The sequence below is a fragment of the Paeniglutamicibacter psychrophenolicus genome (genome assembly GCF_030812255.1).
Taxonomy (GTDB): domain Bacteria; phylum Actinomycetota; class Actinomycetes; order Actinomycetales; family Micrococcaceae; genus Paeniglutamicibacter; species Paeniglutamicibacter psychrophenolicus_A.
In genome coordinates, this window is the sequence record NZ_JAUSSH010000010.1 from 77,183 (window position 1) to 103,687 (window position 26,505).

The window sequence follows — 26,505 nt, forward strand, 5'->3', positions numbered from 1 at the left end:
ATTACCTTTCTAGATCTCCCATCCGCCCTCGCGCAAATCGGTGCGGATGGTTTCGAGTTCCGTTTCCGACGGTGCCACAAGCGGCAGCCGGACCACGGCGTTGGGCAGGACTCCCTGCCAGTTAAGGATCTGTTTTGCCGCGACGGCGCCCTGGACGTGGCTCATCACGGCACGCTGGATCGGGTCCAGCGCGAAGTGCGCGGCGCGTGCGGTGGCCAGGTCGCCGGCGAGCATCGCGTCCACCAGGGTGCGGTACTGGGCCGCGGCGACGTGGGCCGTGACCGAGACGACGCCGATGGCGCCCGCGGCCATCAGCGGCAGCGTCAGCCCGTCGTCGCCCGAGTACACGTCCAGGTCGGTGTTGGCCAGGACGGTGGTGGTGGACTGGTAGTCGGCCTTCGCGTCCTTCAGTGCCACGACCAGGGGGTTCTTCGCCAGGGTGATGATGGTTTCCGGGGCCATGGCGATTCCGGCGCGTCCGGGGATGTCATAGAGCATCACCGGCAGCTGCGTCGCCGCGACGATGGCCTCGACGTGGGCGATGACGCCCGCCTGGGAAGGCTTGTTGTAGTACGGCGCGGTCACCAGGATGCCGTGCACCCCGGCGTCCTTCGCTGCCAGCGAGAGCTGGATCGAGTGTGCGGTGTCATTGGTGGTGGACCCGGCCAGGACCTTGGCCCGGTGCCCCACCGCCTTGACCACGGCGGCGAACAAGGCGATGTTTTCCTCATCGCGAAGCGTGGAGGTTTCCCCGGTGGTGCCGGTGACGACCAGTCCGTCGCAGCCGTCGTCGACAAGCTTGGTGGCCAGCTTCGCGGCCGACTCGTAGTCAACCTCCCCGTTGTCCTTGAAGGGAGTCACCATGGCGGTGAGCACCGTTCCGAAGGTGTAGTTCTTGCCCGGGGTATGCAACGCAGTTTCAGCCATGGTTCCTACGTTACCCTTTGGATCCTTCAAGGTTTGATTCGGCACATGCGTTTAGGCTGTAAACATGACGCAATTCTCCACCCCGGGCGCCTCCGCACACGCTGCCTCCGGTTCCGGGCGCGGTGCCCGCACCCGGATCGCGGGTGTCGACGCGGCGCGCGGATTGGCCCTGCTGGGGATGGTTGCGGTGCACATCATGCCGCTGCGGATCATCACGGCCGAGGGCGCCGCGGCGCCCTCGTGGGCCGCCACGCTGTTTTCCGGGCGGGCCTCGGCGCTCTTTGTGGTGCTGGCCGGGGTCGGGCTCGCGCTGCTGTCCGGCGGATCGGCGAAGATCGGTGCGCCGAAGCTGGCCGGGATCAGGAGGAGCGTGGCCGTGCGGGCGGTGCTGATCTTCGTGCTCGGCCTGGGCCTGGGGATCCTGGACACCAACGTGGCGGTGATCCTGGTGCACTACGGGGTGCTCTTTGCCTGCGCGATCCCGTTCCTGAACATGCGCGCCAGAACCCTGGGCTTCTGGGCCGCCGGCTGGCTGCTGCTCTCCCCGATCGCGCTGTACCTGCTGCGGCCCTGGCTGTCCGGGGTGCTCGATCCCTTCCGGCTGGGTGCCTCGCCGCTGCCCGAGGACCTGTTCACCCCCGCGGTGTTCGCCGCCGATGTGCTGGTCACCGGCTACTACCCGGTGGTCGTGTGGTTTGGCTTCATCCTGGCCGGGCTGTGCGTGGGGCGCCTGGGGTTGGCCCGCCCGCCGGTGGCCCTGGCCATCGGTGCGTCCGGGGCCGTGCTGGCGGTGGGCGCCAAGGCGCTCTCCGCGTGGCTGCTGGCCTCCCCCGGGGCCATGGCGTCGCTGGCCAAGGCCGCGGACCTGGGACGAAGCGAGCTCTCGGTGGCACTGGTGACGGGCCAGCGGCTGGGCGGGGCGATGGACACGCCCTGGTTCCTGGCCGTGTCCGCTCCGCACACCGGCGCACCGTTGGATGTGCTGCATGTGGCCGGCTGCGCCCTGGCGGTGCTGGGCGCGGTGCAATTGGTGTGCCTGGCCTTCAGCGCGCTGCTTGGCTCGGTCGGCGAGATGCTGCTGTGGCCGCTGACCGGGGCCGGGGCGGCAACGCTCACGCTGTATTCGGCGCACCTGGCGGGCCTGGACCTGTTCAGCGATGTCTCCGCCCCGTTGCCGCGCACCAGCCTGTTCATCATCTATGCGGTCGCTTGCCTGCTGGCCGGGCTGGTCTTTAAGTTCCTGGGGCGGCGCGGACCGCTCGAGGCGCTGGTGCACTCGGTGTCGCGGACGCTGGGACGCGCCGCGTAGAACCACCCTGCGACCCTGGATGAGGGATCCCGCGGCATACGGCAAGGCCTTCTGGCAAGATCATGACTGATGAGATCCACGACCGAGGCACCATGCAATGAACCACGGCTCTCGCCGGGTGCCCGGTGATCCGTTGGGCCCCCATGAACGTGCCCTGCTGGAGCTCCTGTGCTCGGGCACGTGGCACGGAACCAGCGAGGCGCGCCAGCAGCTGGCCCACGCCCGCTGGGGCGGGTTGGAGTTCGATGGCTGCGAATGCTTCCTGGTCGAGGTGCCCGAGGACCTGGATCTTCCAAGGATTCCCAAGCGTTCGGGCGGGCCGTTTGCGACTGTGGACGTCCTTGATGGAGAAACCGCACTTGGCCATCTGAACCTCTGGGCGCTGGAAAGACTCCTGTATTCGGTGGACCACATGACGTTCGACGCCCCGGATGGGAAGCTCCCCGCCGTGGAGCTTCTCGGCGACGGACCCTTCAAGGGCTGAACGGACCCACGGCTTGGCGGTCGAACCGGACGACGCGAATGGTCGCAACCACATTTAGCCGAGCCCCTGGTGGCCGGTCGCTCACCGTGATCTTCCGGCCGCTACGGGTCAAGCAGCAGCGAGCGCAAGGTGCTCCGCGTCGCCGTGCCCACCTTCAACGCATCGAAGATCTCTCTGGCTCCCCCGGCTACCTCCCGAACCATCGGGTGCTTGTACGCCAACCAGGATTCGACCGTGCTCTGTGTCCACTTGGCCTGCTGGTCGATCGTGGGTAAATGGTTCGCAACACCGGCCATGGCACGGACGGAGGCGGGTAATCCGCGGCGACGAGCATGGGGTCCACCCCGGCGTTGCCCGGAAGCAGTGCACAGATCATCCCGGTGCGGTCCCGCCCCGCACTGCAGTGGAGCAGAACGCCCGGGGCGGCGGTGGCGATGGCTTCGAGTGCCGCCCGCACCAGATGCGGCTGCAGGAGCCAGTTGTGGCTCCAGCATTTGGGGGAATCGAGGATCGGGAAGCACGCTTCCCTGAACGCGGGGTCCTCGTGGTCCTCGGTCGGCGCCTGCCGGATCGCGATCCCGGCGAGCTCTTCGGCCGGAACCACCGGGTCGGTGGCTTGGGCTCCGGCCTCGTAGGCACAGCGCAGGCCCACGATCGTGGACAGCCCCGGTGCCGAGCTGCGCTCCAGCCCTCCCGCCCCAATCGATCACGGCGTGGCCCCCGTGCCAGCCGCCCCGGGATTGTCGTGCTGCCCCCGGTAAGTGCCAACGAGTGCAGGGGAAGTTGTCAACAGTTGACCAGCCTTTGCCCGATTGGCTCCTGGGGCTGTACTCAGAGCTCCGGCGCGCACCGCCGAGTCCCACTGACGCCGGGATGCTTGACACATCTGAACTAGTCATGAAGTATGGATCTATGAGTGCTGCACGACTTCTTCCCCCTACACGGACCGAGAACTTCTCAACTTTTTTGCGTCACCCCAACAGCGTGATCGAGAAGTTGGAGCAGGGTGAAATTCGTTTGTCCCGTCGAGGCGCCGAAGACCTTGTCATTGCTCGTGTCAGCCAGGACAGCCAAAACCGTGAAGCTTTGGAACATCTCGCAAGACTCATAGCAGCCAGCCTTGACGACGATACTTGCGATCGCATGGCCAACAGTCTCGCTGATGAATACACCTGGATTGAGTTCCTGCCGATAGACGAGCGACGAGAGTTCGTCGGTTCATACTTTCGGCTTCTACGGGCAAGCGCCAAACTTGGCGCATTCGGCCGGGTTACCGAGCTTCTGAATTCTTGGGAGGGCACGGCGGAAGCCTATGCACTCGGGCTAGAACCAGCCGAAATCGATGAAGATTTCCTTGCATCCAAGGAATCCCTGGTCCCGAACCCTCGCACATGATGGCGAAGAGGGACACGGAAGTTCCCCGTCCGTCAAAGACAACGGAATACACGCTGAAGTTTGGCTCCGCTGCGACCGGGAAGGGATGGATGGGCTTCAAAGCGACCGCAAACAATGCACTGGCCGACGCTTGGGAGCACCTTGTAAAGCACCCCGAGGAGTGTTCGGATCGCTGCTACCCGCTGAAGGGCAAACAATTGGGTGTCGCGAATTATGGTGGTCATAGTTACACGCAATGGCAGTACAAAATCACTGACGGCGGCCGGATCTGGTACATCGTAGTTCCCGGAAGCAAGAAGGAAAAAGGTGCCGGAACCGTGATCATCACGAGATGTTCCGCGAGCCATCCAAAGGAAACCGAGTCCTGAGGCAACTACAGCGCATCAGTGTCCGTGGGCAGGCCCTCACCTTGAATTACTGCAGCTGAATCTGCGAGCTTCGCCCTGTGAGCAAGATTCCACCCGAAGCCCAGACCGTCGGCAGCCCACCGACGTCCCTGGCATCGGGGCATCCGTCCCATGCAAGCTCAATCATCCAGCCAATCTACGACTTTCAGCGTTCGCGATCCGGAGGCATTCCCGGAGGCTGGAAGGCGAGAAACGGTCGCTAACAGCAGCGGGGTGGGCCCTCGAACTGGCCCCTGTACCGCGGGCCCATCCCTGTGGCCGGCCAGCAAGGCACGGTGCGGGCCTTGCCGATCCCCCGGTCTGCTGGCACCGTGGTGGGATGGTGACCTCGGTGCGTGCCGCAACGGAATTCAACGACGTCAGGACGATGCTGGGCCCTAAGCAGGATCTGGATGCGAAGGCGTGCTGGTGCCTGGGCCACCGGCTGGGCGGCTCGACGGGCCCGGGGCTCCCGTCCAACGGCGCGGATATCGTGCGCGGGCTGTGCGCGCAGGGCCCGCCGCCCGGGGTGCTCGCCTACGACGGCACGGACGTGGTGGGTTGGGCGGGTGTGCACCCGCGGGCAGACACGGCGCTGGCACGCAGCCGCACGATCCCCCACGTCGATGACCTCGTTGTCTGGTCGGTGTGGTGCCTCCGGGTGCGGGCCGGGCACCGCGGCCAGGGCATTTCCCACGCGTTGCTGGCCGGGGCGGTGGAGTTTGCCCGGGGATACGGCGCCCCGGCAATCGAGGGATATCCGCTGGACAACGGGGGTGCCAGGGCCGACCGCACCGCCGCGTACGTCGGCACCCGGTCCCTTTTCGAGCGGGCGGGATTCACGAAGGCCGCCGACACCGGCTCGGTGGTGGGCGGGTTTCCGCGCGTGCTGATGCGTCTGGACCTGCGCTGACGATGCGGGGAAACCGCGCCAGAGGCCGATGACCGGGGTCCCCACGTCGAAATACCCTCCGGCCGGGACGAACCCGAGCCGCTCGTAGTGCGGCCGCGCGGGGTTGCCCTCCCCGATGTTGGGGCCGACGGAGGTCGGGCCACGATGCCGGCGGGCCCGTGCTCGGGGACATTCCGGTGCCGTGATCGGCACGACGACGCCGTCCACCAGTCACTCTCCCCCGAAAAAACGCGTGACCGGGTTCCCCCTGATGCAACGCTGACGCATGTTGCGACGCAACGCCGGACCTCCGGTCGAGGGCGGTGATGCGTTTCAAGCGCCAGTGGCCTGCTCGGCCGGGGCGGGCCATCACCCGGGCACCGACGTGGCGCCGCGAACGGTGAGCGGGCTCTGGACCGACAGGGAAATCCGGCGATCGTCGTCGGCGGCGGGCCGCAGGATCTGCACGATCCACTCGCCGTCTGGATCGGCGAGACGGTAAACCGAGACAAATGGCATCGATCCACCCTGGTCGACCGTCGGCTCCGCCGTCCAGCGCTGGTCCATGAGGGAGGCGCCGACCGCGTCGGCCGCCTCGGCCGGCGTCGTCCCGCCGGCTACCTCGACGGTCGACCAGGTCGTCCAGAAGGCGCTGTCGCGCTCCGGACGGCGCAGCAATTCGGACTCGCCGAACTGCGGCTGGGAGGTCATGTGGACCTCGAGTGTGCCGTTCCTGGGCACGTGCGCGAGCATCCCCTCGTGGATCTCCTCGGCGCGGTCCTCGTACTGATCGAGCCGGCTCTCCACGGCCGGTGTCGAACACCCCGCGAGTGCCGCAGCCACCACGATGATCACGCCTAACCCGGCCCCGCGCCACGTCCGCATGCCACCAAGGTAGCATTCGATGGATCCGCTCCGCCCGACCTTGGTCGCATGGATCGCACGCTGCGTCGGTCCGGAAACACATTCCCGGCCCTGCTACTGACTTTGGGTGTTTGCGGTGCCATCATGGCCATATGGGCGGCATGGATACGGCAAACGGGCTCGATCCACGGGTGCTGGTTCTCATGGGTGTCTCGGGCTGCGGGAAGACCACGGTTGCCGCATTGCTGGCAGGCCGTTTCGGCTGGGATTTCGAGGAGGGCGACTCGCTCCACCCGCAGTCGAACGTTGAAAAGATGCATGCCGGGAACCCGCTGACCGACGAGGACCGTTGGCCGTGGCTGGCCAGGGTCGCCGACTGGATCGAGGCCGAGCTCGATGCGGGCAAGCACGGGGTCATTACCTGCTCGGCGTTGAAGCGTTCCCACCGCGAGGTGCTCAACCGGCGGGGCACCGGGATCGTGTTCGTCTACCTCGCCGGGACCCCCGAGCAGATCGGCGCCCGCCTGGCGGCACGGCAGGGCCACTTCATGCCCACCAGCCTGCTGGCGAGCCAGTTCGCCGCCCTAGAGGAACCGGGCGAGGACGAACCGGCCATCCGAATCGACATCGGTGAAGCACCGCGGCAAATCGTCCAGGCCATCGTCGATGACTTGGGCCTTGGATCCCCTGCCTCTTTGGACAAACCATGAACACCTTCAGCACGGGCGTGGCCATCCTTGCCGACGCCGCCTCCGACTAGCTGGAGCCACCACCAATCAGACGCAACACAATTGCGATCAGAGACTGCCAATCCGTGCGCGTCTGCGGCACCAGCCAGGCCGGTGTCCGGCTGGTGGCCGCCATCGGGCAGTTGCCGGGCTCGGCGGCGGCCACCTGGGAAGGGGCCTGTGGATCCTTGTTGATCCACCGGCCCCTTCCCTGGTTCCTACTTCTTGTTCAACTGCATTCCCACGAGCACCGGATCGTGGTCCGAGGAGCGGAACTGGTCCGGGGAGAACAGCTGGGCCACGTTGTAGTTGTAGCGGCTGTATTCATAGGCCACGGACTCGGTGGCGTTGATGTTCCAGATGGTCTGCCCGGTCACGTGCTGCGCCACCTCGCTTGACCCCAGGATGTGGTCCAGGGAGCCGGTGCGGCCGCCGAAGAGGTAGCTGCGGGTGGGCGCAGCGGCACCCAGGTCCACGTATCCGGCCCGGGCCAGGACCTGGATCGGTTCCTCGGCGGAGTAGGAGTTGAAGTCACCGGCCAGCAGCACCTTGTCGGTGTTGCGTTCCTTCTTCAGTCCCTGGGCGAACTTCACCAGCGCCTTGGCCTGCTCGACGCGCGCGGCATTCCAGGCTCCCGCGCCGTCGCCCTTGTCGGAGTTGGCCGAGCCGTCCTGGGGATCCGAGCCCTTGGACTTGAAGTGGTTCGCCACGACCAGGAAGCGGGTCTTGGAGTTTCCGCCGACGCGCTGGAAGGCCTGCGCCAGGGGTTCGCGTGCGTTGTCGAAGGCCGCGTCGTCCAGGATGACCGATTCGTCGATGGGCTTCACCGCTGCGTTCTTGAAGATCATCGCGGTGCGGATGACGTCCTCGTCGGCCGGGACCGCCACGGGGCTTGGCACGTATTTCCACGCCTGTGCACCCGCAGCCCGGTTCAGCGCATCCACCAGGGTGGCCAGCGCGTCATCGCGGTCCAGCCCGAAGCGGGCGGAGTTCTCGATCTCTTCCAGGACCACGACGTCGGCTTCGAACTTGTTCAGCGCCGAGACGATCTTGGCCTGCTGCCGTGCGAGGTTTTCCTCGTTGGCGGCGCCGCGTGCATCGCATCCGCCGCGCACGGTGACCGGCGCCCCCGCGCGGTCGGTGTAGTAGGTGCAGCCGGACAGCTGGTCCCCGGTGGTGGTGAAGTAGTTCAGGACGTTGAAGCTGCCGACGCTCACGTTTCCACCGACATCCGCCGGCTTCGCTTCGTTGGCCCGGGCAAAGGCCGCCGGGATGTCCGCATCCTCGGCACCGACAACCTGGCCCTGGGGCTGGAACCGCCACAGGTCGTAGCGGTAGTCCATGATGACCGGCCCGGTGAAGGTTGCCTCGGCGCCGACGCTGACGTGCTGCTCGGCCGAGATGTATGGAAGCGGCACGGACTTGTTGGAGCTTGCACCGAGGAAGTTCAGGGTGGCGCCGTCATCCAGCAGCAGCGCGCGCTCCTGGTTCTCGGCTTCCAGTGCCAGGGCCTGGGCGCTGCCCGGGGCAAAGGCATCGGTGGCCTGGCGCAGGGTGCGTTCCCCGGGGAGGATCGAGCTGGTTCCCTGGGCCAGGGTGATTTCGCCGAACTGGTTCAGCGAGTAGTTGTCCGCCACCGTCCACTGTCCCTGCGGATCGACCAACATCGATTCGAAGCGCTCGCGCTCCGCATCGCCGGAGGGAATGTCGATGGCCAGCGGCTTGATCGCGTCGGCCGGCTCGGCGAGCACCTCAATGCCGGATGCCGAGGCGCTGATCTGGGTCAGTCCGAAGTATTCGCCGACCGTACCGGTGACCTGCACGTGGTCGCCCACGGCGACCTCGGACACGCCGCTTGAGGAGAAGACGAAGATTCCCGAGCTGCCCTCGGGGGAAACCTCTGCGCCGCTGCCGGCGGTCTGGACGTAGAAGCCGCGGATGCCTCCCTCGGCGTAGGCGCCGGTGACCACGGCGCGAACCGTCACCTGCTGTCCGGCCATTGGACTTGCGGAACCCGTTCCCTGGATTGCCTCGATGGATGTTGGCTGGTTATCGGCCGCCGTGGCCGGAGCCATGGCCCCCATCGCCATCGAGGCCGCCAAGGTCGCGGTGGCCAACGCAATTGTTGCGCGGTTCTTCATGGATTTCCCCTAGCTCGTTGTTTTCGCCGTGGCGATGTGGCGCACGGTGTGTAGCCCGAACAGATTTGATCATCCGCGCGTGAACCGGGCATGAACGGGGCCTGAACCCCGCCGGGCCTTTCGCTGGATGGCCATTGAACCATCAAAGTCCAAGATGTGCTTCACGTCTAGGTGTTTGGTCCCCGGAGTGGGGGAAACGGAGGCAGGCATCCTCGTGCCCAAGAATTCCATGCCCGAACGACAAGCACCGTGCTTTCCGCCGCTTTCCCTCCGTTGCCGGGCCGGGTGCATGGCGTGGAGCCCCGGCAAAGAAAAAAGTCCCCCCGGGCGGCTCTTGCGAACCGTTCGAGGGGACATCATTCAGGCCTTGGCTGCTATTGCTTGCCGGCGGCCAGGTACAACCCGATGGCCTTGCGCATGGATTCGCGGGCCCGGCGGCGGTCCCCGGCCGCGTCGTAGGCCAGTGCCAGGCGGTGCCAGGACTTCCACGACTCGGGGTTTGCCTCGACCTCTTCCTTGTACTGCACGAAGTCTTCGTCGGCCGCGGCCTTGACGATGCGACCCGAGGGCGTGCGGGGCAGGTTGTCCTCGGGCAGCAGGCCCTCGGAGGCCAGGATCGAGGCCATCTTTTGGGTGCGTGAACCGAAGAGCACCTCGCGGATCAGGATCCACACCCCGACCAGCGGGATGACCAGGGCGGCAACGCCGATGACCTTGGCGATCGGCTCCTCGGCGGTGATGAAGCGGACCGCCGAGCCGAAGGCGGCGACCAGGTAGAACACGAAGAGCAGCAGGATGGCGCCGACCCAGAACTTGGTTTTCATGTGCGTCTAGCGACCCAACTCGAGGTAGCCGTCAAGGCCGTAGGTGAGCCCCGGACGCGAGGCCACGGTGCGCAGGCCCAGCAAAACCCCTGGCATGAAGGAGGCTCGGTCGTAGGAGTCGTGGCGCAGCGTGAGCTGCTCGCCTTCCCCTCCGAGCAGGACCTCCTGGTGGGCGACCAGGCCGCGCAGGCGCACCGAGTGCACATGGATCCCGTCAACCACCGCGCCGCGGGCGCCGTCCAGCTGGGTCTCGGTGGCATCCGGGCTCACCGGCACGCCGGCTGCTGCGCGCTCTGCGGCAATCAGCTCGGCGGTGCGCACCGCGGTGCCCGAGGGGGCGTCGACCTTGTTGGGGTGGTGCAGTTCGATGATTTCCACCGATTCGAAGTAGCGTGCCGCGGTGGCGGCGAAGGCCGAAGCCAGCACCGAGCCCAGGGCGAAGTTCGGGGCGATGAGCACACCGGTTTCGGGGTATTCGGCCAGCAGCGAGGTGAGGGACTCGCGCTTGTCGTCGTCCCATCCGGTGGTTCCGACCACCGCGTGGATGCCGTGCTCGACGGCGAAGCGCACATTGGCCTCGGTGCTTGCCGGGACGGACAGGTCCACCACGTGGGTGGCCCCGGTCTTCAACAGGATTTCCAGGGAATCACCGCGGCCCAGCGCGGCCACCAGTTCCATGTCCGTGGCCGCATTGACGGCCTTGACGGCCTCGGCTCCCATTCGTCCCGCTGCGCCAATTACGGCGACTTTGTATGGTGCACTCATGGGTTCAAGCCTATCGGGAATTTTCGATGGCTCCGCGTCGGTGACAGGTGGCCCACATCCTGTTCCGTTGGGGGTCCGGCTGCTGCCCGGACTCGTCGAAATATCCACTGGCCTTCGGCTGCGTTGCCGCAGGCCAGCATCGGGGGCGTCCGGGGAACAAAAGGGGCAGCAAAAAGCCGCCGGAATACAGTGCTTCCGGCGGCCCCTCGGTGGTTCTAGCTGGCGTCGATGACGTACCAGCAGCGATCCTCGCGATTCCAGCCCACCGAGGCATCACGCAATTTGCGCAAGGACTTCAGGACGTCGCGGTTGATGGCCGGGTGCCCGTTTTCGTGGGTGTAGACCCACTCCTCGCCGAAGGCCTCCGCAATGCGTGGCACGAGGGCTTCCTGGTGGACGGTCTTTTCTTTGTGGATCGCATCAAGGATCCACTGGGCAATTTCTGGTGCATTGGTCATCTACTCAGGGTACTGGTGCACTGGACGCACCACACAACGCGCCCTTCCCGGGAATCGTCTTCACCACCCGCGCATTCCAGGAACGCTCCGGGTGCGTCAAGGGGCAGGCGGCAGGCGGGTACCGATGCCGGGCGATATGTTGGATCGCTTTTGCCGGTGGCCAAGCTGCTTGCCGGCCCGCAAGGCTTAGGCGCTGCCCACCCATTCGACCTCGCCGTCGGCGAAGAACTGTTCCTTCCACACCGGCACGTGGGCCTTGACGGTCTCCACCAGGTCCCGGCAGGCCTCGAATGCTTCGCCGCGGTGGGCCGAGGCCGCCGCGGCCACCAGTGCCGAGTCGCCGATGTGCAGCTCGCCGACCCGGTGTGCGGCCCAGAGCCGGGTGCCGGGGTGCCGGGCTGCGACCTCGGCCACCAGTTCGGCCATGCGCGCCGGGGCGCTGGGGTGCGCGCTGTAGGTCAGCCGCAGCACCTCGCGCCCGGAGTCGTGGTTGCGCACGATCCCGCCGAAGCTCACCACCGCGCCGGTGTGCGCGGATTCCACCGCGTCCCAGGCGGTGGCCGAATCGATCGGGGTGTCGCTGATCCCGGCGAAGACGACCTCGCCGGGAACCGGGGTGCTGCTAGTGGTGGGCATGGCTTCCCTCGAGCTGGTCGCAGATGTGTGTCAGGACCGGGGCGAGCACGGAGAGCCCGTCCATGACCCCGGACGGGGATCCGGGCAGGTTCACGATGAAGGTCTCCCCCGCGATGCCCGCATGCCCGCGGCTGAGCGAAGCCATCGGGGTCTTCTGCAGCCCGGCGGCGCGCAGCGCCTCCATGATCCCGGGCACTGTGCGGTCCAGCAGCGGCTCGGTCTGTTCCGGGGTCACGTCGTCTGCGCTCAGCCCGGTGCCGCCGGAGGTGATGATGACGCTGGGCTTGGCCAGCAGCATGCCCTGCAGCGCCGCACCCACGGCCGGGCCGTCGGGCACGATGACCGCGGGGATGACGTCGAAGTTCTGTTCCTGCAGCCAGTCGGCGATGATCGGGGCGCTGGCATCCTCGTAGATGCCCAGCGCGGCACGGGTGGACGAGATCAAGATGGCAGCCTTGCGGGGGGCTCCCAGTGGTTCACAGGCGCTCATGCGCGTATTTCTCCTTCGGGGTTCGGGTGTTGTTGCGGGGCAATGTCCCAGGAACCGGACTTGCCGCCGGACTTGGACAGCACCCGCATGTCGGTGATGCTTGCGTGCTTGTCGACGGCCTTGATCATGTCATACAAGGCCAGGGCGGCGGTGGACACGGCGGTCAGCGCCTCCATTTCCACCCCGGTGACCCCGCGGGTCTTCACGGTGGCCAGGATGCGCACGCGGTCCACGGCGTCCAGCTCGAAGTCGACTGTGACCTTGGAGATCGGCAGCGGGTGGCACAGCGGGATCAGCTCGGAGGTTTTCTTGGCCCCCATGATCCCGGCGATCCGTGCCACGGCCAGCGCGTCGCCCTTGGGCATCCCGGAGGAGGCGACCAGCGCCATGACCTCCTCTGTGGTGTGCACCCAGGCCTCGGCGGTGGCCTCGCGGCTGGTTTCGGCCTTCTCGCTGACATCGACCATGTGGGCGCTGCCGTCTGCGCGCACGTGCGAGAGCTTGGCCGGTTCGGACCCGGGTGCCGGTGTGGTGTCGGGGTTCATGAGCCATCTCCAATGATCAATACCTGCACCGGGCTTCCGGCGGGCAGGACGGTGGTGTCCTCATCGATGAGGATGAACGAGTTGCTGCCGGCCAGTGCGGCGAGCAGGTGCGAGGAGGCCCCGCCCAGCGGGGTGAAGACGCCCCCGGCATAGCTGCCGCGGCGGACCTGGAGCTTGTTGGGCATGGAGGTCACCTCCTCGGTGAGCGTGGCCAGCAGTTGCTGGCGCTCGGGCAGCCCCAGGATCTCGGCGAGCGCTGGGCGCAGGAACATCTCGTAGCTGACGTACGCGCTGACCGGGTTGCCGGGGAAGGCAATGAATGCCACGGGTGCGTGTCCGGGCAACGCCAGGTTCCCCGCTCCCTGCGGTCCTCCCGGTTGCATGGCCACCGAACCGAATTCGATGCCGTGATTGATGAGCACTTCCTTGACCACGTCAAAGGCGCCCTGGGAGATCCCCCCGCTGCTGAGCACCAACCGGTAGGAGCGCTCGCCGGCGTCCAGCGCCTGGCCCAACGAGGCCATGAAGCTTTCGGGGGAATCGTCAAGCACCCCCACGGTGGTCACGGCGCATCCGGCGGATTCCAGTGCGGCGGCCAGCATCGTGGTGTTGGCGTCGTGGATCTGCCCGGGTGCAAGCTCCGAACCCGGTGCCACCAGTTCGTCACCGGTGGACAGCAGCAGCACCTCCGGGCGCCGGAACACTGCCACCTCGCCGATGCCCAGGCCCGCGAGCAACCCCAGGGAGGTGGGTCCCAGCCGGGTGCCGGCTGCGAGCACCGGGTCCCCGGCGGCGATGTCGCTGCCGGTGGCGCGGATGTAGCTGCCTGGCTCGGCAATGGCCGGCAGCCGGACGCGGAAGCCGGAGGCGGTCTCGGCTTCGCCGGGGAATCTGTCGGGTTCGGCCGCCTCGATGGGGATCACGGTGTTGGCTCCGGCCGGGACGGGGGCACCGGTCATGATCGGTGCTGCGGTGCCGGTTTCCAGGTCCGGTGCCGCAACGCCTGCGGCAATGGGTGCCACCACGCGCAGCGGCTCGGGTCCGAGGTCGGCGGTGTTCACCGCGTACCCGTCCATCTGCGAGTTGTCCCAGGGCGGCAGCGAGCGCGGGGCCGTGACCGGGGCGGCCAGGGTCCGGCCCAGGGCACGGTCCAACACGAGGGTCTCGGTGCCCGGGTCGCCGAGGGCCTTATCGAGGAGGTCCTTGATGCCGGCCCGGTGCTCGGTGACACTGCGGCGGAAGGGTGAGGTCATGGCATCCATCCTAGGCCGCAACCTGCAAGGGATGCTTGTTGGCGGCCGTGCCGCGTCGGTGGACTATGCGTCGCTGGCCGGGGGTTGTTTCAGGCACTTGTAGCGCACCAACATGACACCCGTGCCAAAGCTTCGCGGTGGTTCCACCATCTCGAAGCGGCTGGCTTCCACCCCGTTGGGGAAAAGCTTCTTTCCCGTGCCCAGTACCACCGGATACACCCACAGGTTCAGCTGGTCCACCAGTCGCGCCTTGAAAAGCGACTGCAACAGGTCCGCGCTTCCCCAGGAATGGATCTGCCGGTGGGCGGCCAGCAGGGCCGGCAGTGCTGCGGCGGCATCCACGAGCTGGGTGGTGTTCTCCCATGTGAGTTCCGGGGTGCCGCGGGAGGCCAGGTACTTGGGCACCGCATCGAAGGCAATCCCGATCGCGTCCGTCTTCCCCGGCCAATAGCCGGCAAAGAGCTCGTAGGTGATCCGTCCCAGGAGCAGGGCATCGGATTCCTGCACGTCGGCGATGATCTGTGCACCGGCCTCGGCCGTCCGGTAGGGAGTTTCCCATCCCGGGTATTCGAATCCCCCGTCCTGGTCGCTTGGACCGCCGTTGGCCTGGATCACCCCGTCCATCGTGATGTGCATGTTCACGTGCAGCTCACCCATGACGCGCTTCTTCCCATCAGTAGGAATTGCCGGCGGCGTCACCGCCGGCCGTTTGATGCAGCAAGTGTAGGCCGCATCCCGATCTCAGGAAACTGTTGTCCCGGCAGCTCCAATTAGCACCGGGAGTGTCAATGTCGCCATACTGACGCTGCGGGCCGGCGCCCACTTCCGTCAACCATTTCCTGGGCCGCCCGGATCGTGTTCTTCACACACCTGGTGGCCCGCGGCCCGGCCGGTCACCTCTCCAAGACCCCCGCCGTTCCCATCGAGGCCATCGCGGCGAACTTGTTCCCGCCGACCGGCAGTGACGGTCATGCTGCACTGGGTTTGCGCCCCACCGGGTTCAGGCCCTGTGTCTGGCTTGCCTGAACAGACAGGAACGTGGGGAGCGCACGCGGGTGCGGTTCCGGGCGGCCTGCATCTACCGAGTCAGCGAACCAACAGTGACGCTCTTGTTCAATTGTTATATAATTAATCATATAAGGACGAAGGGAGTCCCCCATGGCAGTCACAAGTGTCGATCTGGACCTGAAGTTGATCGAGCGAGCAAGGGCGCTGACGGGTGAGAAGTCGAACCGCGCTGTCCTCGACCTCGCTTTGCGACGCCTGATCGCTTCGAAGCAGAAGGGCTCGATGATTGACGGCATCTCCGCCTTGAGCGATCTTGAGTCCGAACTCGGCTCACCAGTCGTTGTTCCTCCCCGCGCCTCATGACGGATTACCTGGTCGACAACTCCGTTTGGGCCCGGCTCGCGTCCGGTGATGCGCGCATCACCGCGCGACTGCGGCACATTGAGCGCGCGCCATCGGATCTCTTCGTAACCTGCCCTCCGCAGGTCCTGGAGTTCTGCCACAGCGCCCGGAACCCAGATGAGTACGCAACGTATCGGGAACAGATCTCACTCGGATTCCCGTTGGAACATGCTCCCGACGAGTCGCTGGTGCTCGATATCCAGAGCGCCCTATGGAGTTCGGGCCTCGTCCGCGCGGCGGGTTCGCTCGACATTCTCATCGCCGGCTACGCGATCGTGAATGACGCAACCGTGCTCTCAGCCGACCACGACTTTGACCATATCGCCGCGGTGAGCGATCTGAAACACGAGTATGTTGCGCCTTTGCCGTAGTTACTGGCAGTTGCTCCAACCGCGCAATCGCAATGAATCCCTGTCGGAACATGACGGAGTTTATGTCCATTGCAGATAGAACCGGGCAGAAGGCGTTTCTCGGATTACCGCTTGGAAAGCATCCACTCCACCACAGTGGGGCTGGCCAGCGCGTTTGCATACGGCCGTGTCGCTCAGCGGTTCACCCGCGGCGTTCTACCCCGCGAACATCTGAACGCCCGGGATGTCCCATCGCGACGTCGTCGTGTTTGACCCCCGAAAGTCGTTGATCCTGGGCGTCGTAAGCCGCAACCTTCCTGGCCAACCGACGGAACGCCCGGTCAGGCAACCTTCAACGGCGTGATCGCTGCGACTTTGTCCCGCAGGGCCCGACGCTTGAGCCGCAGCTCGTAGTTGGACTGCAGGCTCATCCAGAACTCTTCCGAAGTACCGAAATACCGTGCGAGCCGGATCGCGGTATCAGCCGTGATCCCGCGCTTGCCGTGCACGATCTCGTTAATTCGACGCGGGGGCACGCCGATGGACACCGCAAGCTTGTTCTGGGTGATCCCGAATCCCTCGATGAAGTCCTCCACCAGGATCTCCCCCGGGTGTATCAGCTCGATCAGATTCGCCTCAGGGGTAATCGAGGAGTTCAACATCTTCCGCACTTCCATCGTTCCAAACGAAGCAGAGACGCCACTGCACCTTCACACGGATGCCTTGCTGACCGCGACGTTCACCGCTGGCGATAACGCCGTAAGCACTTGAACGCCGCATTCGACGCCCCCAGCTGCTCTACGGCTTTGGCCTCGCATCGATTGAGGGGCCGTGCGTCCAGTTGATCACTCACGCGACTTTCAACGGAGTGATCGCTGCGATTTGATCGGCCACACGGTCTTCCGCGAGCTCGAGCGCGTACCGAGTCTGCAGGTTGAGCCAGAACTGCGGAGACACCCCGAAGTACCGTCCCAGACGCAGGGCAGTATCGGCTGTGATGGCCCGCTTCCCATGCACAATCTCGTTGATGCGCCTCGGCGGCACACCGATCGACACGGCGAGCTTGTTCTGGCTGATCCCGAAACCCTTGATGAAGTCCTCCATCAGGACCTCACCTGGGTGGATCGGTGGGTAAAGTTTCTCGACCATTATCTTCCTCAGTGGTAGTCCACGATCTGCACGTCGTCGGCTCCGGCATCCGTCCAGCGAAAGCAGATCCTCCATTGATCGTTGATACGGATGCTGTACTGTCCCGCTCGGTCACCCTTCAGCGCTTCCAAGCGATTCCCTGGCGGCACCCGCAACGTATCCAGCGTTGTCGCAGCATCCAACTGATGGAGCTTGCGGTTCGCCGTCATATGAATTCGCGGATCAAACCGCTTCGCCGATTCACGACGCCAGACTCGCTCGGTATCACGGTCGATTAAGAAACCGATCACGCCGCCAGCGTATGCCGCAGCGCGTCAATAACGCTAGACGTTTCACCGGAACTCCACCACGTTCCGTAACCGACTAGCCTATGCACCGCGATGAATTACCAGCTCCGCTTCAATTCATTCCTGGGCCCGCGACACTGCTCGCAGACCTCAATGTCCTGGGCCAGATGGTTTGGACAGCATCCCAGCGCGACCCTGCGACGTCGAAAGGGCGTTGACGTCATTATTGCGGATGCAAGCCCTCAATCGGATTGACGATTAATGTTCTGGAACTCTGCGCGGACGTCCCGCAGTCGCCGACCGTCACCCACAGCCCAGAAATACCAGCCGTTTGTCGCCTTCTTCCGTAGGGCATGACCAGCCGCAGACGGCGACGTATACCGCTTTCCATCTAGCTCAATCGCACCATCGGACGTCAGCACCGCTTCTTTTCCCTTGAAGTCCCTGTGTGTAGCCGACAATATATCGCCGTCTCCTAGAAGCCCAGCCTCAATCAGGTGCTTGAGTTCGACCCAATCACCAGCCTTCGTCTGAGGATCGACGACCTTGCCGAGATGCCCCTCGGGCACGGGCCAGATATGGAGAATGGCGTCGATCAGTTCTGCGGCGCGATTGTCGATTAGCGACTCGTCCCAGTCGTGGTGCTCGGTCTTGCTCACGAGGCGGCCGGTGAGCGTAATAGTGTTGTGTTGCAGGAGGGCAGCGCGTTTGGCTGACCAAGGCCCGTTAGAGACCTTAGAGTTCAGCGACTTCGTTAGAAGGGTGAGGTTCCCCAGGCGGTGCACCCTTGCCTGGCGTGCTTCTTCAGCCTCCGGGGTCTCCACGGGCCAAGTGTCTTTCCAGTTCCGCGGCAAGATGTGCTCGATCGGGTACCCCTTACGCTCAATCTGAGGCTGACCAGTCTCGGAGCGATAGTGGTCTTCGATGGCTTCGAGGAACATGCGCAACCTGCCCCGTGGGAAACGTGAGTAGACAGCCTCTGTGCTTAGAGTCAGCCGAACCTCCTCGTCCCCGGGCCAATAGGTGCTGGTGACGTTAAGGCGAGCTAAATGACCGATCACTCGATCCGGGAATTCACTGGCGGATATGCCTGTGCTGGCCGCGATAACGTCGGCGACGATGCGTCCCAAATCGCTGCCCGACAAACGGAGCATCTGGCGACGATACACCCAACTCTCTGCAGCCTGAACGATCCTGTCGATGCTTTCCTGTGGAAGGTTGCGCCCCGGTTCGTACAGCCAAATCAGCAACGGCTTCAAAACCTCAACGCCGCTGGCTCGCATTCGATAAAAGGCCATCACCGCAGAATCGAACGATCCGCCAGGTTTTGCTGCGTCCTCGGTCCACGCCTGATACTGCTGGGCTTGATGCTTGATTGTTGGCAACAAATCTGCCATCTTCTGACCCGATTCCAGTTCCACCCATGACTTGAATCGGTAAAAGGTGGCCTGCGGACTGATTTCTTCCCCGGTCCTCGCCACCAACCACTGGTTGAGAAAGAGGGAACTGCGGCTGACAAGATTTCGACCGACGCTCACCTCTCGCATCCAAAACTTCGTCTCGAAGGGCCAGTCTTCCCGGTACGCCTTCTTCGTGTCGCTGCCCTCACCGTCGAGCCGCTGAAAGACAAAATTTCGCACTAAATCGGCCGCGGTCAAGGGCGTCCCTCGCGCGTTGAGAGTCTCGAAGATTTCTTGAGAATTCTCCGTTGCCTCCAGCTCAATCGACACAAGCTGCAGACCGTCCAGGAGAACGTTGGTCAGCTCTTTGGCTTTGGCCGAGTAATTATCAGTGCCCTGCGTCCCGAGCCATTGGTCTACAACAGTAGAGAAGTACTTATGTGCGGCAACAATTTGTGAGTCCGAGTGCGAAAGATCTTCATAGTCGACAGGCGAGTCTGCAGCCATAAGTTCGTCGAAGGGCTCCCGGTCCTTGTTCAAATGGCGGAGCTTGAGAGGACTGTCACCATCGTCTACATACTTCTCGGAGTTGTGGGTTAGGTCTTCGAGCTGACCGGCAAGCTTCGCGAGGCCAGCTTGCGCGAGCAAAGAGCGGGTCGCATCGGCAAGAACTTGAAGAGTAGTCAGCCGCTGCTGGCCGTCGATCACGTTCCACATCGTCAGGCGTCCGCTCTGAGCCTCGTGCGACTGAATCACGACGGCCCCGAGAAAGTGTTTGGCGTCAACGTGCGGCTCAGCAATCCGGAGTTCCGCGACCCGACGTATGTCCTTCCACAGTGGCTCCCACTGCTCGACCTCTTTCCAAACGTAGGGGCGCTGGAAAAGAGGGATTACGAAATTCTGCGGCAGATTGAACAGCTGCAGCGGCGTCCGCTTGAAAGTCTCCACGAATACAAACCTACCGGAAACGTCCAGCGCACTTCATGCGCACGGAAAGGGTTGGGACTCACAAGACCTCACCAGAACGCGAAATCGGGGTCCTGAATGGCTGTTCAGACTCGTCAGTGATAGGAGTGCTGCCTGTGGCACTAAAAATTGCGAAGGTCACCCGGAACAAGGCTACTAGACAACGAGTTCGCAACCGGTCGAACACGAGTACCACCAAACGATTCCGCTGTTTCCACCTGACATACGTCAGGACTGAATGCGACCGAAGAGTGAGGATCAGATCTCGCCATGACTAACATCTGGTCCTACACGCGCTGGGCCCCCACGGGCAAGAAATGCCGCCCTCATACGTTTATCCCGGGGGCAGCATTTCTATTGATTCAGACGACGGATCTTTACACTAAATCTAAACTCCACAGTGTTCTGTTTCAACGCCCAGTGGGATCAAGCCCGTTGTCCGACTTGCCTCCCAGGATCGATGTCCGACGGGCGCTTGCAGCGAGGCATCGGGTTTCAGCCCGGCGGCGTGTCTTCTCCCCTGGGGTCGAAGAGATCGTCGATCCTGCACCCAAAGACCCCGGCCAAGCGGAAGGCCAGCGGCAAGGACGGGTCGAACCGGCCGCGTTCGATGGAGATGACCGTTTGGCGGGAGACTCCCAGCTCATCGGCAAGGCGTTGCTGTGACCAGCCACGCTCCTGCCGGCGTTCATTGAGCGAGTTCTTCACCCTCAGCCACGCTTCTTCGCCATGAGATAGCGCACGAAAGTGCTGAAGAAGCCGACCACGATGACCCCGGTGAGCGCCCAACCCACATCGAACTCGAATCCGGTGATGGAGAGGATTGCCAGGACAAAGCCGGTCAGCATGATGGTGTCGCGGAATGCGCCGGCCATGGCGGCGTCCAGCCATGTCGATTCGATCGATTCATCAGGCTTGTGGATAGCTCCCCGCAGGCTCGACCGGTCGACGACGAGCGCCCAGACCAGGCCCATAAGGCCCCAGGACACGACAAGCGCGAACACCCCGGAGACGGCCAGGGCATGCTCGCCACTGGCCACACCTGTCCAGAGGGTGATTGCTCCGACACCGGCAGCCAGCAGCAGCCCCACCGGGATGGCGACGGCCACGGCGGGAAGGCGGCCGCCGGCGAAGCGGATGCGGCCCCAACGCGTGCAGCACAGAGCACAACTCGGCGTTCAGGCACCCTCAATTGAGGTCAACCTGTGGCACGGGCGCGCAGGTCGTCCGGCGGCGTGGACCCGGGAACCCTGTTCCCACGGAGTCCGCGCAGCACCGAAGCCACCGCACCTGGACGGTCTTGGCAATCGGAGCGTGCTGCTTTCCGGCGTCGCGCCTATCCGATCGGCGGTGCCGCTATGGGCGAGGTTCACCGATGCTGGCACCAAAAGTCTCGCCCAGGGCCGTGGCCACCGACGGCAGCAGCACCTCCGGGATCTCCACATACTCGCCAACCTCCAAAAAGCCATCTTCGATCCAACGTTGCACGGAGTAGCCAAGCATGCCGGAGAGCGCGTTCGCCAGATCGTCGAGCACGATCTGCCCGTCCTCGATTCCCTCCAGCACGAAATCCGCCGTCAACGGGGTTTCCGTCGCCCCGGACATCAGCATCACGGCCACCGCGCGGTAACCCAGCTGGGCCTCGCCATTGCTTCGCGGCAGCTCACCGCCGAGCACCTGGTAGGCGGCGGTCGCCAGGGACTGCACGGCAATCGCCGTAGCCTCGGGTTCGGCATCAAGGAACGCCCTGCCGAAGGCGGTGGGCCGCACCCGCGTGCTGGTCAGTTCCACCAGGGCCGCATAACGCAACATCTGCCAGTACAAGTCCAGCCGCGGCGCCTCGGAAGCGGATCGCACCTCCAGGGTCCCTTCCGTATCCGGTTCCCAGAAGCCCGAGGCGTACCCCGTGGCCACCCCGATGGCGTCCTCACCCAAGGTCGCCGCAGCAGGGGCGATGTCCTTGCGGCGCAGCGTCTGGCTTGCCGTGATTTCCTTGCTCTTGCCCATCCACTTCAGCAAGGCCCGCGCCTTTGACACAAAGGGCAGCGCCTCCATGGCGGCCAGTGCCTGGGCCTTGTCCAACGACGAGGAGTAAATCACCACGGTTTGGGGTTCCACAAGCTCGAGCCGGATGTATTCTTCCCCGTCTTCTTCGAGATCGTCGTCATCCATGTCCAGGTCATCGACCACCAGCTCGTAGACCTGTTCATATGATTCGTCGCTGCCGGAGTACAGCTGGGATTCGTCCAGGAACTCCATGAAGCGCCCCATCCCTGACTTCGCACCCTCAAGCATGTCCGGGAAATGGTCTTCCACGAACCGCAGCGTCTCGCGCACCGCGTCCACGGACGGTTCGGTGAGAATCCAGTAAGCGTCCCTGGCGGAACAGTGCGAGACCACGAATGACACGGTACCCATGGTCACCTCCGGATCCACATCGGGCTCCGTTGCTTCCAGCCACTGGCAAAAGTCGGGCTTCATCCGGGCAAAGTCTTCCCGTGACCGCTCGACGTTGGGCGGCAAGTGCACGCCATCGTCCTCGAAGTCATCCGGGCCGTGGCCTTGGCGATATCCAGGGGTCATGAATTGTGGTCCTTCAAGGTGTTCGCGAACAAGGTACGTGGATCGGTTCGAAGCCACCGAAGCCAATCCAAGGTGGGTGCGCTGCGGGGAGGGTCAACCAGTGCATTATCCTACAGGCCAGGCGTTCCCCGTGGACTGCCGAGCACCGCAGCAGCGGCGCTCGAGCGCACGGGCTGGCAGGGGACATATAGGTGCTGCCTACGGCGAGCGCGGTGCACCGATAACCAACGAATAGGGCTTGGCCAGGGCCGTGGCCAGGGCCGGCAACAGGACCTCGGGGATCGTGATCGTTTCCCCGATCTCCACCAGGCCGTCTTCGGCCCATTCCCTGATTCTCTTGCCCACGACGTTGGTGAGCGTCCTGGAAAATTGGCCGGCGAGCGGTTCCCCGTTCTCGGATCCCTCCAAAACGGACTCGGTGGAGTAGGGATCGCCAGTTGCCCCGGCGACGAATACCGCGGCCATGTAGTCGCCGGAGTGCTCGCGTTCGCCACTGCTGCGCGGAATCACCCCGGTCAACATCTGGTAGGCGGCCGCGGCCATGCCCAGCACGGCCTTCGGTGTGGAAGAGGGATGCTTGGCCGCGAATGTCCAGCCGAATTCACTGAGCCCCACCCACTTGCCGCTGACTTGGATCAGCCCGGCGGACAGCAGCATCTTCCAGTACAGATCCAGCCGCGGAACCTCCTGCATGGAACGGACCTCGAGCACCCCGGACGACATTCCGATGGCGTGCCAGACCGGGGTCCCGGTGGCCAATCCCAGGGCCTTGACGCCCAGGCGGGCGGCAGCGGGCTTGATGTCGTTCCGGCGCAGCACCCCGGTGGCCGTCACTTCCTTGCGCTCGCCAATCCATTTCAGCAAGGCCCGCGCCCTGGCCGTCAGCGGCAGGGCCTCCATGGCCGCCAGGCTCGCAGCGGCGCCAAGCGACGATGATGCCACCATGGTCTTGGGTATTACGGGTCCGGCGACCTTTGGCGGGGCCGGGATCGTCAATTCCGGCGTCCGTGGGCCCTCGGCTTCCGGCACGCCCCGGGAAGGGAACCGGGCCCAGTCAATTTCTTCCTCGTCAGCGAGCATCCCGTGGAGGCCTTCGAAAAGTTCATCGTTTCCGGTGAACTCGTCGGATTCGTCGAGGAACTCCAGGAAACCAAGCATCTTCATCTTGGTGTTTTAAAACGTCTCAGGGAATTGTTCCCCTACGAACCCCAACACCGAACGCAGGCACGGGATGGAAAGAGCCGTGATCCTCGTGTGTGCTTCGCGCATGGCGCAGTTCGTGAGCACGAAGGACACCAGGTCCATGATCTCGTCCGGGTCTTCCGGGGTCTGCTGTTCCAGCCACCGGCGGTATCCGGGCTTCAATGAGTTGAAGTCATCTCGCACCCGGATGACGTTCATCGGCAGCGCGGCCGGGCCTCGGGCGGCGTCGTTGGCGTTGCGCACCTCGCGTGGATTTGGGTCGTGGCTCGGGTGCACCGGGATGTGTCCTTTGGTCTTGGGGTGTGCCAAACGCAAGCCGGGCATCGAAGAGACAGATGCCAATGCTTCGACATGCGTGTCATGGGCTTGGGCGGCCACAGAAAAGTTTACCCACCCCCGTTGCTCGGTCCCGGCCGGGGAGGTGATGCCCCAATGGCCACGGCATCAGGTCACCGGCGACTTCCCCCAAGACACCAGGCACACGGCGTGCAACCGGGAGGTCGATTCCCCGCCGTCGGCGAGGAACCGATGCCGCCAACCCTTCCCCGACCCTTGCCCCCGTGCTTACGATGGGGCCATCACGGTTGGCGTCAACCGGGCGCACCGCAGAAAAGCAGGAGAAGAGCCATGACGGTTCAATCTGCCCTGTCCAAATCGGACAAACTCGATCTATTGCGCATGATGGTGCTGATCCGCACCTTCGAGGAAGCCATCTTGCGCGAATACCACGCCGACAAATCGCCGGGCTTCGACATCGGGGCCGGACTGGTGCCCGGCGAAATGCACCTGGCCGCCGGCCAGGAACCGGTTGCCGCGGGGATCGGCGCACACCTGTCCCAAGGCGATGCCATGACCGCCACGCACCGCCCGCACCACCTGGCCATCGCGCACGGGGTGGACATGCGCAAGATGGCCGCGGAAATCTTTGGACGGGAGACCGGACTGGGCCGGGGCCGCGGCGGGCACATGCACCTCTTTGACCCCGAGGTCCATTTCTCCTGCTCCGGGATCGTCGCCGAGGGGCTGCCGCCGGCGCTCGGACAGGCATTTGCCTTCCAACGTGCAGGAACCGACCGGGTGGCGGTCGCCGTGGCCGGGGAGGGCGCGGCAAACTCGGGCGCGTTCCACGAATCCCTGAACCTCGCCGCGCTGTGGAAGTTGCCGGTCATCTTCGTGATCGAGGACAACGACTGGGGAATCTCCGTCCCGCGTTCGGCCTCGACCTCGGTTCCCTCCAACGCTATCCGCGCCGCCTCCTACGGAATCCCGGGAATCCGCGTGGAGGACAACGCCGTCGAGGATGTCTGGGCAGCGGTCGGCGAGGCGGTCCGCCGTACCAGGGCCGGGCAAGGACCCAGCCTGATCGAGGTCCACACCCTGCGCCTGTGGGGCCACTTCGAGGGCGATGCCCAGGGCTACCGCGGCGACCTCGACGGCGTGCCGGGGCGCGACCCGATCCCCACCTACCAAAAGCACCTCAGCGACGCCGGGATCCTCGACGACGCCGCATTCACCGACATGGGGGAAACGGCCTCCGCCACGGTGGAGGACGCGATCGCCTTCGCGAAGTCCTCTCCCCTGCCCGATCCCGCCGACGCCTTGAAGTACATATTCACCGAAGGAGCAAGGTCATGAGCACCGCGCCCACGACACAAACCGAGCTGCCGCTCGAGCCCGAAGCGGGCCGCCGCAAGCTCTCCACCGCAAAGGCCATGGTCGAGGCCATCGCCCAGCAAATGCACACCGACGAGAACGTCTTCGTGATGGGCGAGGACGTCGGCGCCTACGGCGGCATCTTCTCCTCGACCACCGGACTGCTCGACGAATTCGGCCCCGAACGCGTGATCGACACCCCGATCTCGGAAACCGCCTTCATCGGCCTGGGCATCGGCGCCGCGGTCGAGGGCATGCGGCCGGTCGTCGAGCTGATGTTCGCCGATTTCTTCGGGGTCTGCATGGACCAGATCTACAACCACATGGCCAAGATCCACTACGAGTCCGGCGGCAACGTGAGGGTGCCGATGGTGCTGATGTCGGCGGCCGGCGGCGGATACTCCGACGGGGCCCAGCACTCCCAGTGCCTCTGGGGGACCTTCGCCCACCTGCCCGGGATGAAGGTCGTCGTCCCGTCGAACCCCTACGACGCCAAGGGATTGATGACCGCCGCCATCCGGTCCGATGACCCGGTCATCTACCTGTTCCACAAGGGGATCATGGGACTGGGCTGGATGAAGAAGAACCCGCGGTCGATCGGCGCGGTGCCCACCGATGCCTATGAGGTGCCGATCGGCAAGGCCCGGGTGGCCCGGGAGGGAAGCGACGTAAGCATCGTGACGCTTTCCCTGTCGGTCCACCATTCCCTGGATGTCGCCGAGAAGCTCGCCGGCGAAGGTATCGACGTGGAGGTCATCGACCTGCGCACGGTGGTGCCGCTGGACCGGGCGGCGATCGTGGCCTCCGTTTCCAAGACGCGGCGGCTGGTCGTGGTGGACGAGGACTACCAGTCCTTCGGCCTGAGCGGAGAGGTCATCGCCACGGTCGCCGAGGCGCTGCCCGGCGGGCTCAAGCACGTCTCGCGCGTCGCGGTCCCCGACGTCCCGATCCCCTACTCACGGGACCTGGAGTATTCGGTGCTGCCGACACCGGCACGCATCGAGGCCGCGGTGCGCCAGGCGGTGGAGGGATGAGCCAGATCCTGTTCCCCGTGATGACCGAGGATGCCGAGGCCAAGGGCGTCGTGGTCACCTGGTTCTTCGAGGACGGCGAGCAGGTGGAGGTCGGCGACCTGGTCGCCGAGGTGGCCATGGACAAGGTGGACAGGGAAATCAAGGCCGAAGACGCCGGAGTGCTCAGGGTGCTCGTTCCGGAGGAGGAAGCGGTGGCGCAGGGTGCGGTGATCGGCAGGATCGAATAGCCCCGGCGCGGGAACAGGCGAGGGCCGCAGGTTCAAGCGACCAGCCGGAGCGGGAGCCACAGCAGGCTCCCGCTCCGGCCGGCCCTCCCCTGGAGAAGCGTTGTCCGCCAAGGGCCAAGCCACAAAGGGCCAAAAGCCCGTCCCCG

At 64.8% G+C, this 26,505-nt stretch carries 32 protein-coding genes; 11 read left to right on the plus strand and 21 right to left on the minus strand.

Annotated elements, in window-relative coordinates; translation table 11 throughout:
* Window positions 1-9: 9 nt before the first annotated feature.
* The gene (dapA, locus tag J2T21_RS14040; RefSeq protein WP_307582029.1) at window positions 10-927 is read right to left on the minus strand and encodes a 4-hydroxy-tetrahydrodipicolinate synthase; all 918 of its coding nucleotides are present in this window, start codon (window positions 925-927) and stop codon (window positions 10-12) included.
* A 64-nt stretch (window positions 928-991) separates the two neighbouring features.
* On the opposite strand from dapA, the gene J2T21_RS14045 reads away from it, so the two are divergent.
* Window positions 992-2,236 (plus strand): heparan-alpha-glucosaminide N-acetyltransferase domain-containing protein, encoded by a 1,245-nt coding sequence (locus tag J2T21_RS14045; RefSeq protein ID WP_307582031.1) that lies wholly within the window; start codon window positions 992-994, stop codon window positions 2,234-2,236.
* 97 nt (window positions 2,237-2,333) lie between these two features.
* A complete protein-coding gene (locus J2T21_RS14050) occupies window positions 2,334-2,720 on the plus strand; it encodes a hypothetical protein (protein ID WP_307582032.1) in 387 nt (128 codons plus the stop codon).
* Between the two features lie 187 nt (window positions 2,721-2,907).
* On the opposite strand, the gene J2T21_RS14055 is transcribed toward J2T21_RS14050, so the two are convergent.
* Window positions 2,908-3,372, minus strand: a complete 465-nt coding sequence (locus tag J2T21_RS14055; RefSeq protein ID WP_307582033.1) for a tyrosine-protein phosphatase — start codon at window positions 3,370-3,372, stop codon at window positions 2,908-2,910.
* 260 nt (window positions 3,373-3,632) lie between these two features.
* Between J2T21_RS14055 and J2T21_RS14060 the strand changes: the two genes are divergently transcribed.
* The 3 genes from J2T21_RS14060 (at window position 3,633) to J2T21_RS14070 (ending at window position 5,414) form a co-directional block, all read left to right on the plus strand.
* A complete protein-coding gene (locus J2T21_RS14060) occupies window positions 3,633-4,115 on the plus strand; it encodes a hypothetical protein (RefSeq protein WP_307582034.1) in 483 nt (160 codons plus the stop codon).
* 89 nt (window positions 4,116-4,204) lie between these two features.
* Window positions 4,205-4,483 (plus strand): hypothetical protein, encoded by a 279-nt coding sequence (locus tag J2T21_RS14065; protein ID WP_307582036.1) that lies wholly within the window; start codon window positions 4,205-4,207, stop codon window positions 4,481-4,483.
* 358 nt (window positions 4,484-4,841) lie between these two features.
* On the plus strand, window positions 4,842-5,414 hold the full coding sequence (locus J2T21_RS14070) for a GNAT family N-acetyltransferase (RefSeq protein ID WP_307582037.1): 573 nt from the start codon (window positions 4,842-4,844) through the stop codon (window positions 5,412-5,414).
* A gap of 348 nt (window positions 5,415-5,762) precedes the next feature.
* Here J2T21_RS14070 and J2T21_RS14075 read toward each other — a convergent pair whose 3' ends face one another.
* Window positions 5,763-6,248 carry a hypothetical protein gene (locus J2T21_RS14075; RefSeq protein ID WP_307582038.1) on the minus strand — a complete coding sequence of 162 codons (486 nt, stop codon included), beginning with the start codon at window positions 6,246-6,248 and terminating at the stop codon, window positions 5,763-5,765.
* Window positions 6,249-6,418: 170 nt separating this feature from the next.
* On the opposite strand from J2T21_RS14075, the gene J2T21_RS14080 reads away from it, so the two are divergent.
* Complete coding sequence (locus J2T21_RS14080) at window positions 6,419-6,967, plus strand: gluconokinase (RefSeq protein WP_307582039.1); 549 nt, start codon at window positions 6,419-6,421, stop codon at window positions 6,965-6,967.
* Window positions 6,968-7,203: 236 nt separating this feature from the next.
* Here J2T21_RS14080 and J2T21_RS14085 read toward each other — a convergent pair whose 3' ends face one another.
* The 9 genes from J2T21_RS14085 to J2T21_RS14125 form a co-directional block, all read right to left on the minus strand.
* Entirely contained in the window at window positions 7,204-9,126 is a 1,923-nt protein-coding gene (locus J2T21_RS14085; RefSeq protein ID WP_307582040.1) for an ExeM/NucH family extracellular endonuclease, read from the minus strand.
* A gap of 374 nt (window positions 9,127-9,500) precedes the next feature.
* Window positions 9,501-9,950: a tetratricopeptide repeat protein gene (locus J2T21_RS14090; RefSeq protein ID WP_307582041.1), complete on the minus strand. Its 450-nt coding sequence runs from the start codon at window positions 9,948-9,950 to the stop codon at window positions 9,501-9,503.
* 6 nt (window positions 9,951-9,956) lie between these two features.
* Window positions 9,957-10,715 (minus strand): 4-hydroxy-tetrahydrodipicolinate reductase, encoded by a 759-nt coding sequence (dapB, locus tag J2T21_RS14095; protein ID WP_307582042.1) that lies wholly within the window; start codon window positions 10,713-10,715, stop codon window positions 9,957-9,959.
* A 215-nt stretch (window positions 10,716-10,930) separates the two neighbouring features.
* Window positions 10,931-11,173 (minus strand): DUF6953 family protein, encoded by a 243-nt coding sequence (locus J2T21_RS14100; protein ID WP_307582043.1) that lies wholly within the window; start codon window positions 11,171-11,173, stop codon window positions 10,931-10,933.
* A gap of 186 nt (window positions 11,174-11,359) precedes the next feature.
* On the minus strand, window positions 11,360-11,809 hold the full coding sequence (locus J2T21_RS14105) for a molybdenum cofactor biosynthesis protein MoaE (protein ID WP_307582045.1): 450 nt from the start codon (window positions 11,807-11,809) through the stop codon (window positions 11,360-11,362).
* A complete protein-coding gene (locus J2T21_RS14110) occupies window positions 11,796-12,299 on the minus strand; it encodes a MogA/MoaB family molybdenum cofactor biosynthesis protein (RefSeq protein ID WP_307582047.1) in 504 nt (167 codons plus the stop codon). The genes J2T21_RS14105 and J2T21_RS14110 overlap by 14 nt, the downstream gene beginning before the upstream one ends.
* Window positions 12,296-12,844, minus strand: a complete 549-nt coding sequence (gene moaC, locus J2T21_RS14115; RefSeq protein ID WP_307582049.1) for a cyclic pyranopterin monophosphate synthase MoaC — start codon at window positions 12,842-12,844, stop codon at window positions 12,296-12,298. Before moaC ends, J2T21_RS14110 begins: the two co-directional genes overlap by 4 nt.
* Window positions 12,841-14,097: a molybdopterin molybdotransferase MoeA gene (locus J2T21_RS14120; protein ID WP_307582050.1), complete on the minus strand. Its 1,257-nt coding sequence runs from the start codon at window positions 14,095-14,097 to the stop codon at window positions 12,841-12,843. The genes moaC and J2T21_RS14120 overlap by 4 nt, the downstream gene beginning before the upstream one ends.
* A gap of 63 nt (window positions 14,098-14,160) precedes the next feature.
* Window positions 14,161-14,754: a dihydrofolate reductase family protein gene (locus J2T21_RS14125; protein ID WP_307582051.1), complete on the minus strand. Its 594-nt coding sequence runs from the start codon at window positions 14,752-14,754 to the stop codon at window positions 14,161-14,163.
* Window positions 14,755-15,255: 501 nt separating this feature from the next.
* On the opposite strand from J2T21_RS14125, the gene J2T21_RS14130 reads away from it, so the two are divergent.
* Together J2T21_RS14130 and J2T21_RS14135 are read left to right on the plus strand one after the other, a co-directional pair.
* Window positions 15,256-15,468, plus strand: coding sequence for a type II toxin-antitoxin system VapB family antitoxin (locus tag J2T21_RS14130; protein ID WP_307582053.1), 213 nt, complete (start codon window positions 15,256-15,258; stop codon window positions 15,466-15,468).
* A complete protein-coding gene (locus J2T21_RS14135; protein ID WP_307582056.1) occupies window positions 15,465-15,878 on the plus strand; it encodes a PIN domain-containing protein in 414 nt (137 codons plus the stop codon). Before J2T21_RS14130 ends, J2T21_RS14135 begins: the two co-directional genes overlap by 4 nt.
* A gap of 320 nt (window positions 15,879-16,198) precedes the next feature.
* On the opposite strand, the gene J2T21_RS14140 is transcribed toward J2T21_RS14135, so the two are convergent.
* The 9 genes from J2T21_RS14140 to J2T21_RS14180 all read right to left on the minus strand — a co-directional run bounded on the left by J2T21_RS14140 (window position 16,199) and on the right by J2T21_RS14180 (window position 23,760).
* On the minus strand, window positions 16,199-16,519 hold the full coding sequence (locus J2T21_RS14140; RefSeq protein WP_307582058.1) for a HigA family addiction module antitoxin: 321 nt from the start codon (window positions 16,517-16,519) through the stop codon (window positions 16,199-16,201).
* A 187-nt stretch (window positions 16,520-16,706) separates the two neighbouring features.
* Window positions 16,707-17,006: a HigA family addiction module antitoxin gene (locus J2T21_RS14145; RefSeq protein WP_307582060.1), complete on the minus strand. Its 300-nt coding sequence runs from the start codon at window positions 17,004-17,006 to the stop codon at window positions 16,707-16,709.
* Between the two features lie 8 nt (window positions 17,007-17,014).
* Complete coding sequence (locus tag J2T21_RS14150) at window positions 17,015-17,296, minus strand: type II toxin-antitoxin system RelE/ParE family toxin (RefSeq protein ID WP_307582062.1); 282 nt, start codon at window positions 17,294-17,296, stop codon at window positions 17,015-17,017.
* Between the two features lie 239 nt (window positions 17,297-17,535).
* Window positions 17,536-19,641: a GmrSD restriction endonuclease domain-containing protein gene (locus tag J2T21_RS14155; protein ID WP_307582064.1), complete on the minus strand. Its 2,106-nt coding sequence runs from the start codon at window positions 19,639-19,641 to the stop codon at window positions 17,536-17,538.
* Between the two features lie 513 nt (window positions 19,642-20,154).
* Entirely contained in the window at window positions 20,155-20,367 is a 213-nt protein-coding gene (locus J2T21_RS14160; protein WP_307582066.1) for a helix-turn-helix transcriptional regulator, read from the minus strand.
* A gap of 2 nt (window positions 20,368-20,369) precedes the next feature.
* The gene (locus J2T21_RS14165) at window positions 20,370-20,768 is read right to left on the minus strand and encodes a hypothetical protein (RefSeq protein WP_307582068.1); all 399 of its coding nucleotides are present in this window, start codon (window positions 20,766-20,768) and stop codon (window positions 20,370-20,372) included.
* Between the two features lie 247 nt (window positions 20,769-21,015).
* On the minus strand, window positions 21,016-22,242 hold the full coding sequence (locus J2T21_RS14170; protein WP_307582070.1) for a hypothetical protein: 1,227 nt from the start codon (window positions 22,240-22,242) through the stop codon (window positions 21,016-21,018).
* A 198-nt stretch (window positions 22,243-22,440) separates the two neighbouring features.
* Complete coding sequence (locus J2T21_RS14175; protein ID WP_307582072.1) at window positions 22,441-23,406, minus strand: hypothetical protein; 966 nt, start codon at window positions 23,404-23,406, stop codon at window positions 22,441-22,443.
* A gap of 9 nt (window positions 23,407-23,415) precedes the next feature.
* On the minus strand, window positions 23,416-23,760 hold the full coding sequence (locus J2T21_RS14180; protein ID WP_307582073.1) for a hypothetical protein: 345 nt from the start codon (window positions 23,758-23,760) through the stop codon (window positions 23,416-23,418).
* Between the two features lie 312 nt (window positions 23,761-24,072).
* On the opposite strand from J2T21_RS14180, the gene J2T21_RS14185 reads away from it, so the two are divergent.
* The 3 genes from J2T21_RS14185 to J2T21_RS14195 are packed head-to-tail and all read left to right on the plus strand — an operon-like array spanning window position 24,073 to window position 26,359.
* Window positions 24,073-25,080, plus strand: coding sequence for a thiamine pyrophosphate-dependent dehydrogenase E1 component subunit alpha (locus tag J2T21_RS14185; protein WP_307582074.1), 1,008 nt, complete (start codon window positions 24,073-24,075; stop codon window positions 25,078-25,080).
* A complete protein-coding gene (locus J2T21_RS14190) occupies window positions 25,077-26,132 on the plus strand; it encodes an alpha-ketoacid dehydrogenase subunit beta (protein WP_307582075.1) in 1,056 nt (351 codons plus the stop codon). Before J2T21_RS14185 ends, J2T21_RS14190 begins: the two co-directional genes overlap by 4 nt.
* Window positions 26,129-26,359, plus strand: coding sequence for a biotin/lipoyl-containing protein (locus tag J2T21_RS14195; protein ID WP_307582076.1), 231 nt, complete (start codon window positions 26,129-26,131; stop codon window positions 26,357-26,359). Before J2T21_RS14190 ends, J2T21_RS14195 begins: the two co-directional genes overlap by 4 nt.
* Window positions 26,360-26,505 lie beyond the last annotated feature (146 nt).

Bases quoted from the DNA above. Each gene is read 5' to 3' on its own strand.
- dapA (WP_307582029.1), bottom strand. From the start codon at position 927: ATGGCTGAAACTGCGTTGCATACCCCGGGCAAGAACTACACCTTCGGA.
- J2T21_RS14045 (WP_307582031.1), top strand. From the start codon at position 992: ATGACGCAATTCTCCACCCCGGGCGCCTCCGCACACGCTGCCTCCGGT.
- J2T21_RS14050 (WP_307582032.1), top strand. From the start codon at position 2,334: ATGAACCACGGCTCTCGCCGGGTGCCCGGTGATCCGTTGGGCCCCCAT.
- J2T21_RS14060 (WP_307582034.1), top strand. From the start codon at position 3,633: ATGAGTGCTGCACGACTTCTTCCCCCTACACGGACCGAGAACTTCTCA.
- J2T21_RS14065 (WP_307582036.1), top strand. From the start codon at position 4,205: ATGGGCTTCAAAGCGACCGCAAACAATGCACTGGCCGACGCTTGGGAG.
- J2T21_RS14070 (WP_307582037.1), top strand. From the start codon at position 4,842: ATGGTGACCTCGGTGCGTGCCGCAACGGAATTCAACGACGTCAGGACG.
- J2T21_RS14080 (WP_307582039.1), top strand. From the start codon at position 6,419: ATGGATACGGCAAACGGGCTCGATCCACGGGTGCTGGTTCTCATGGGT.
- J2T21_RS14085 (WP_307582040.1), bottom strand. From the start codon at position 9,126: ATGAAGAACCGCGCAACAATTGCGTTGGCCACCGCGACCTTGGCGGCC.
- J2T21_RS14090 (WP_307582041.1), bottom strand. From the start codon at position 9,950: ATGAAAACCAAGTTCTGGGTCGGCGCCATCCTGCTGCTCTTCGTGTTC.
- dapB (WP_307582042.1), bottom strand. From the start codon at position 10,715: ATGAGTGCACCATACAAAGTCGCCGTAATTGGCGCAGCGGGACGAATG.
- J2T21_RS14100 (WP_307582043.1), bottom strand. From the start codon at position 11,173: ATGACCAATGCACCAGAAATTGCCCAGTGGATCCTTGATGCGATCCAC.
- J2T21_RS14105 (WP_307582045.1), bottom strand. From the start codon at position 11,809: ATGCCCACCACTAGCAGCACCCCGGTTCCCGGCGAGGTCGTCTTCGCC.
- J2T21_RS14110 (WP_307582047.1), bottom strand. From the start codon at position 12,299: ATGAGCGCCTGTGAACCACTGGGAGCCCCCCGCAAGGCTGCCATCTTG.
- moaC (WP_307582049.1), bottom strand. From the start codon at position 12,844: ATGAACCCCGACACCACACCGGCACCCGGGTCCGAACCGGCCAAGCTC.
- J2T21_RS14120 (WP_307582050.1), bottom strand. From the start codon at position 14,097: ATGACCTCACCCTTCCGCCGCAGTGTCACCGAGCACCGGGCCGGCATC.
- J2T21_RS14125 (WP_307582051.1), bottom strand. From the start codon at position 14,754: ATGGGTGAGCTGCACGTGAACATGCACATCACGATGGACGGGGTGATC.
- J2T21_RS14130 (WP_307582053.1), top strand. From the start codon at position 15,256: ATGGCAGTCACAAGTGTCGATCTGGACCTGAAGTTGATCGAGCGAGCA.
- J2T21_RS14135 (WP_307582056.1), top strand. From the start codon at position 15,465: ATGACGGATTACCTGGTCGACAACTCCGTTTGGGCCCGGCTCGCGTCC.
- J2T21_RS14140 (WP_307582058.1), bottom strand. From the start codon at position 16,519: ATGTTGAACTCCTCGATTACCCCTGAGGCGAATCTGATCGAGCTGATA.
- J2T21_RS14145 (WP_307582060.1), bottom strand. From the start codon at position 17,006: ATGGTCGAGAAACTTTACCCACCGATCCACCCAGGTGAGGTCCTGATG.
- J2T21_RS14170 (WP_307582070.1), bottom strand. From the start codon at position 22,242: ATGACCCCTGGATATCGCCAAGGCCACGGCCCGGATGACTTCGAGGAC.
- J2T21_RS14175 (WP_307582072.1), bottom strand. From the start codon at position 23,406: ATGAAGATGCTTGGTTTCCTGGAGTTCCTCGACGAATCCGACGAGTTC.
- J2T21_RS14185 (WP_307582074.1), top strand. From the start codon at position 24,073: ATGACGGTTCAATCTGCCCTGTCCAAATCGGACAAACTCGATCTATTG.
- J2T21_RS14190 (WP_307582075.1), top strand. From the start codon at position 25,077: ATGAGCACCGCGCCCACGACACAAACCGAGCTGCCGCTCGAGCCCGAA.
- J2T21_RS14195 (WP_307582076.1), top strand. From the start codon at position 26,129: ATGAGCCAGATCCTGTTCCCCGTGATGACCGAGGATGCCGAGGCCAAG.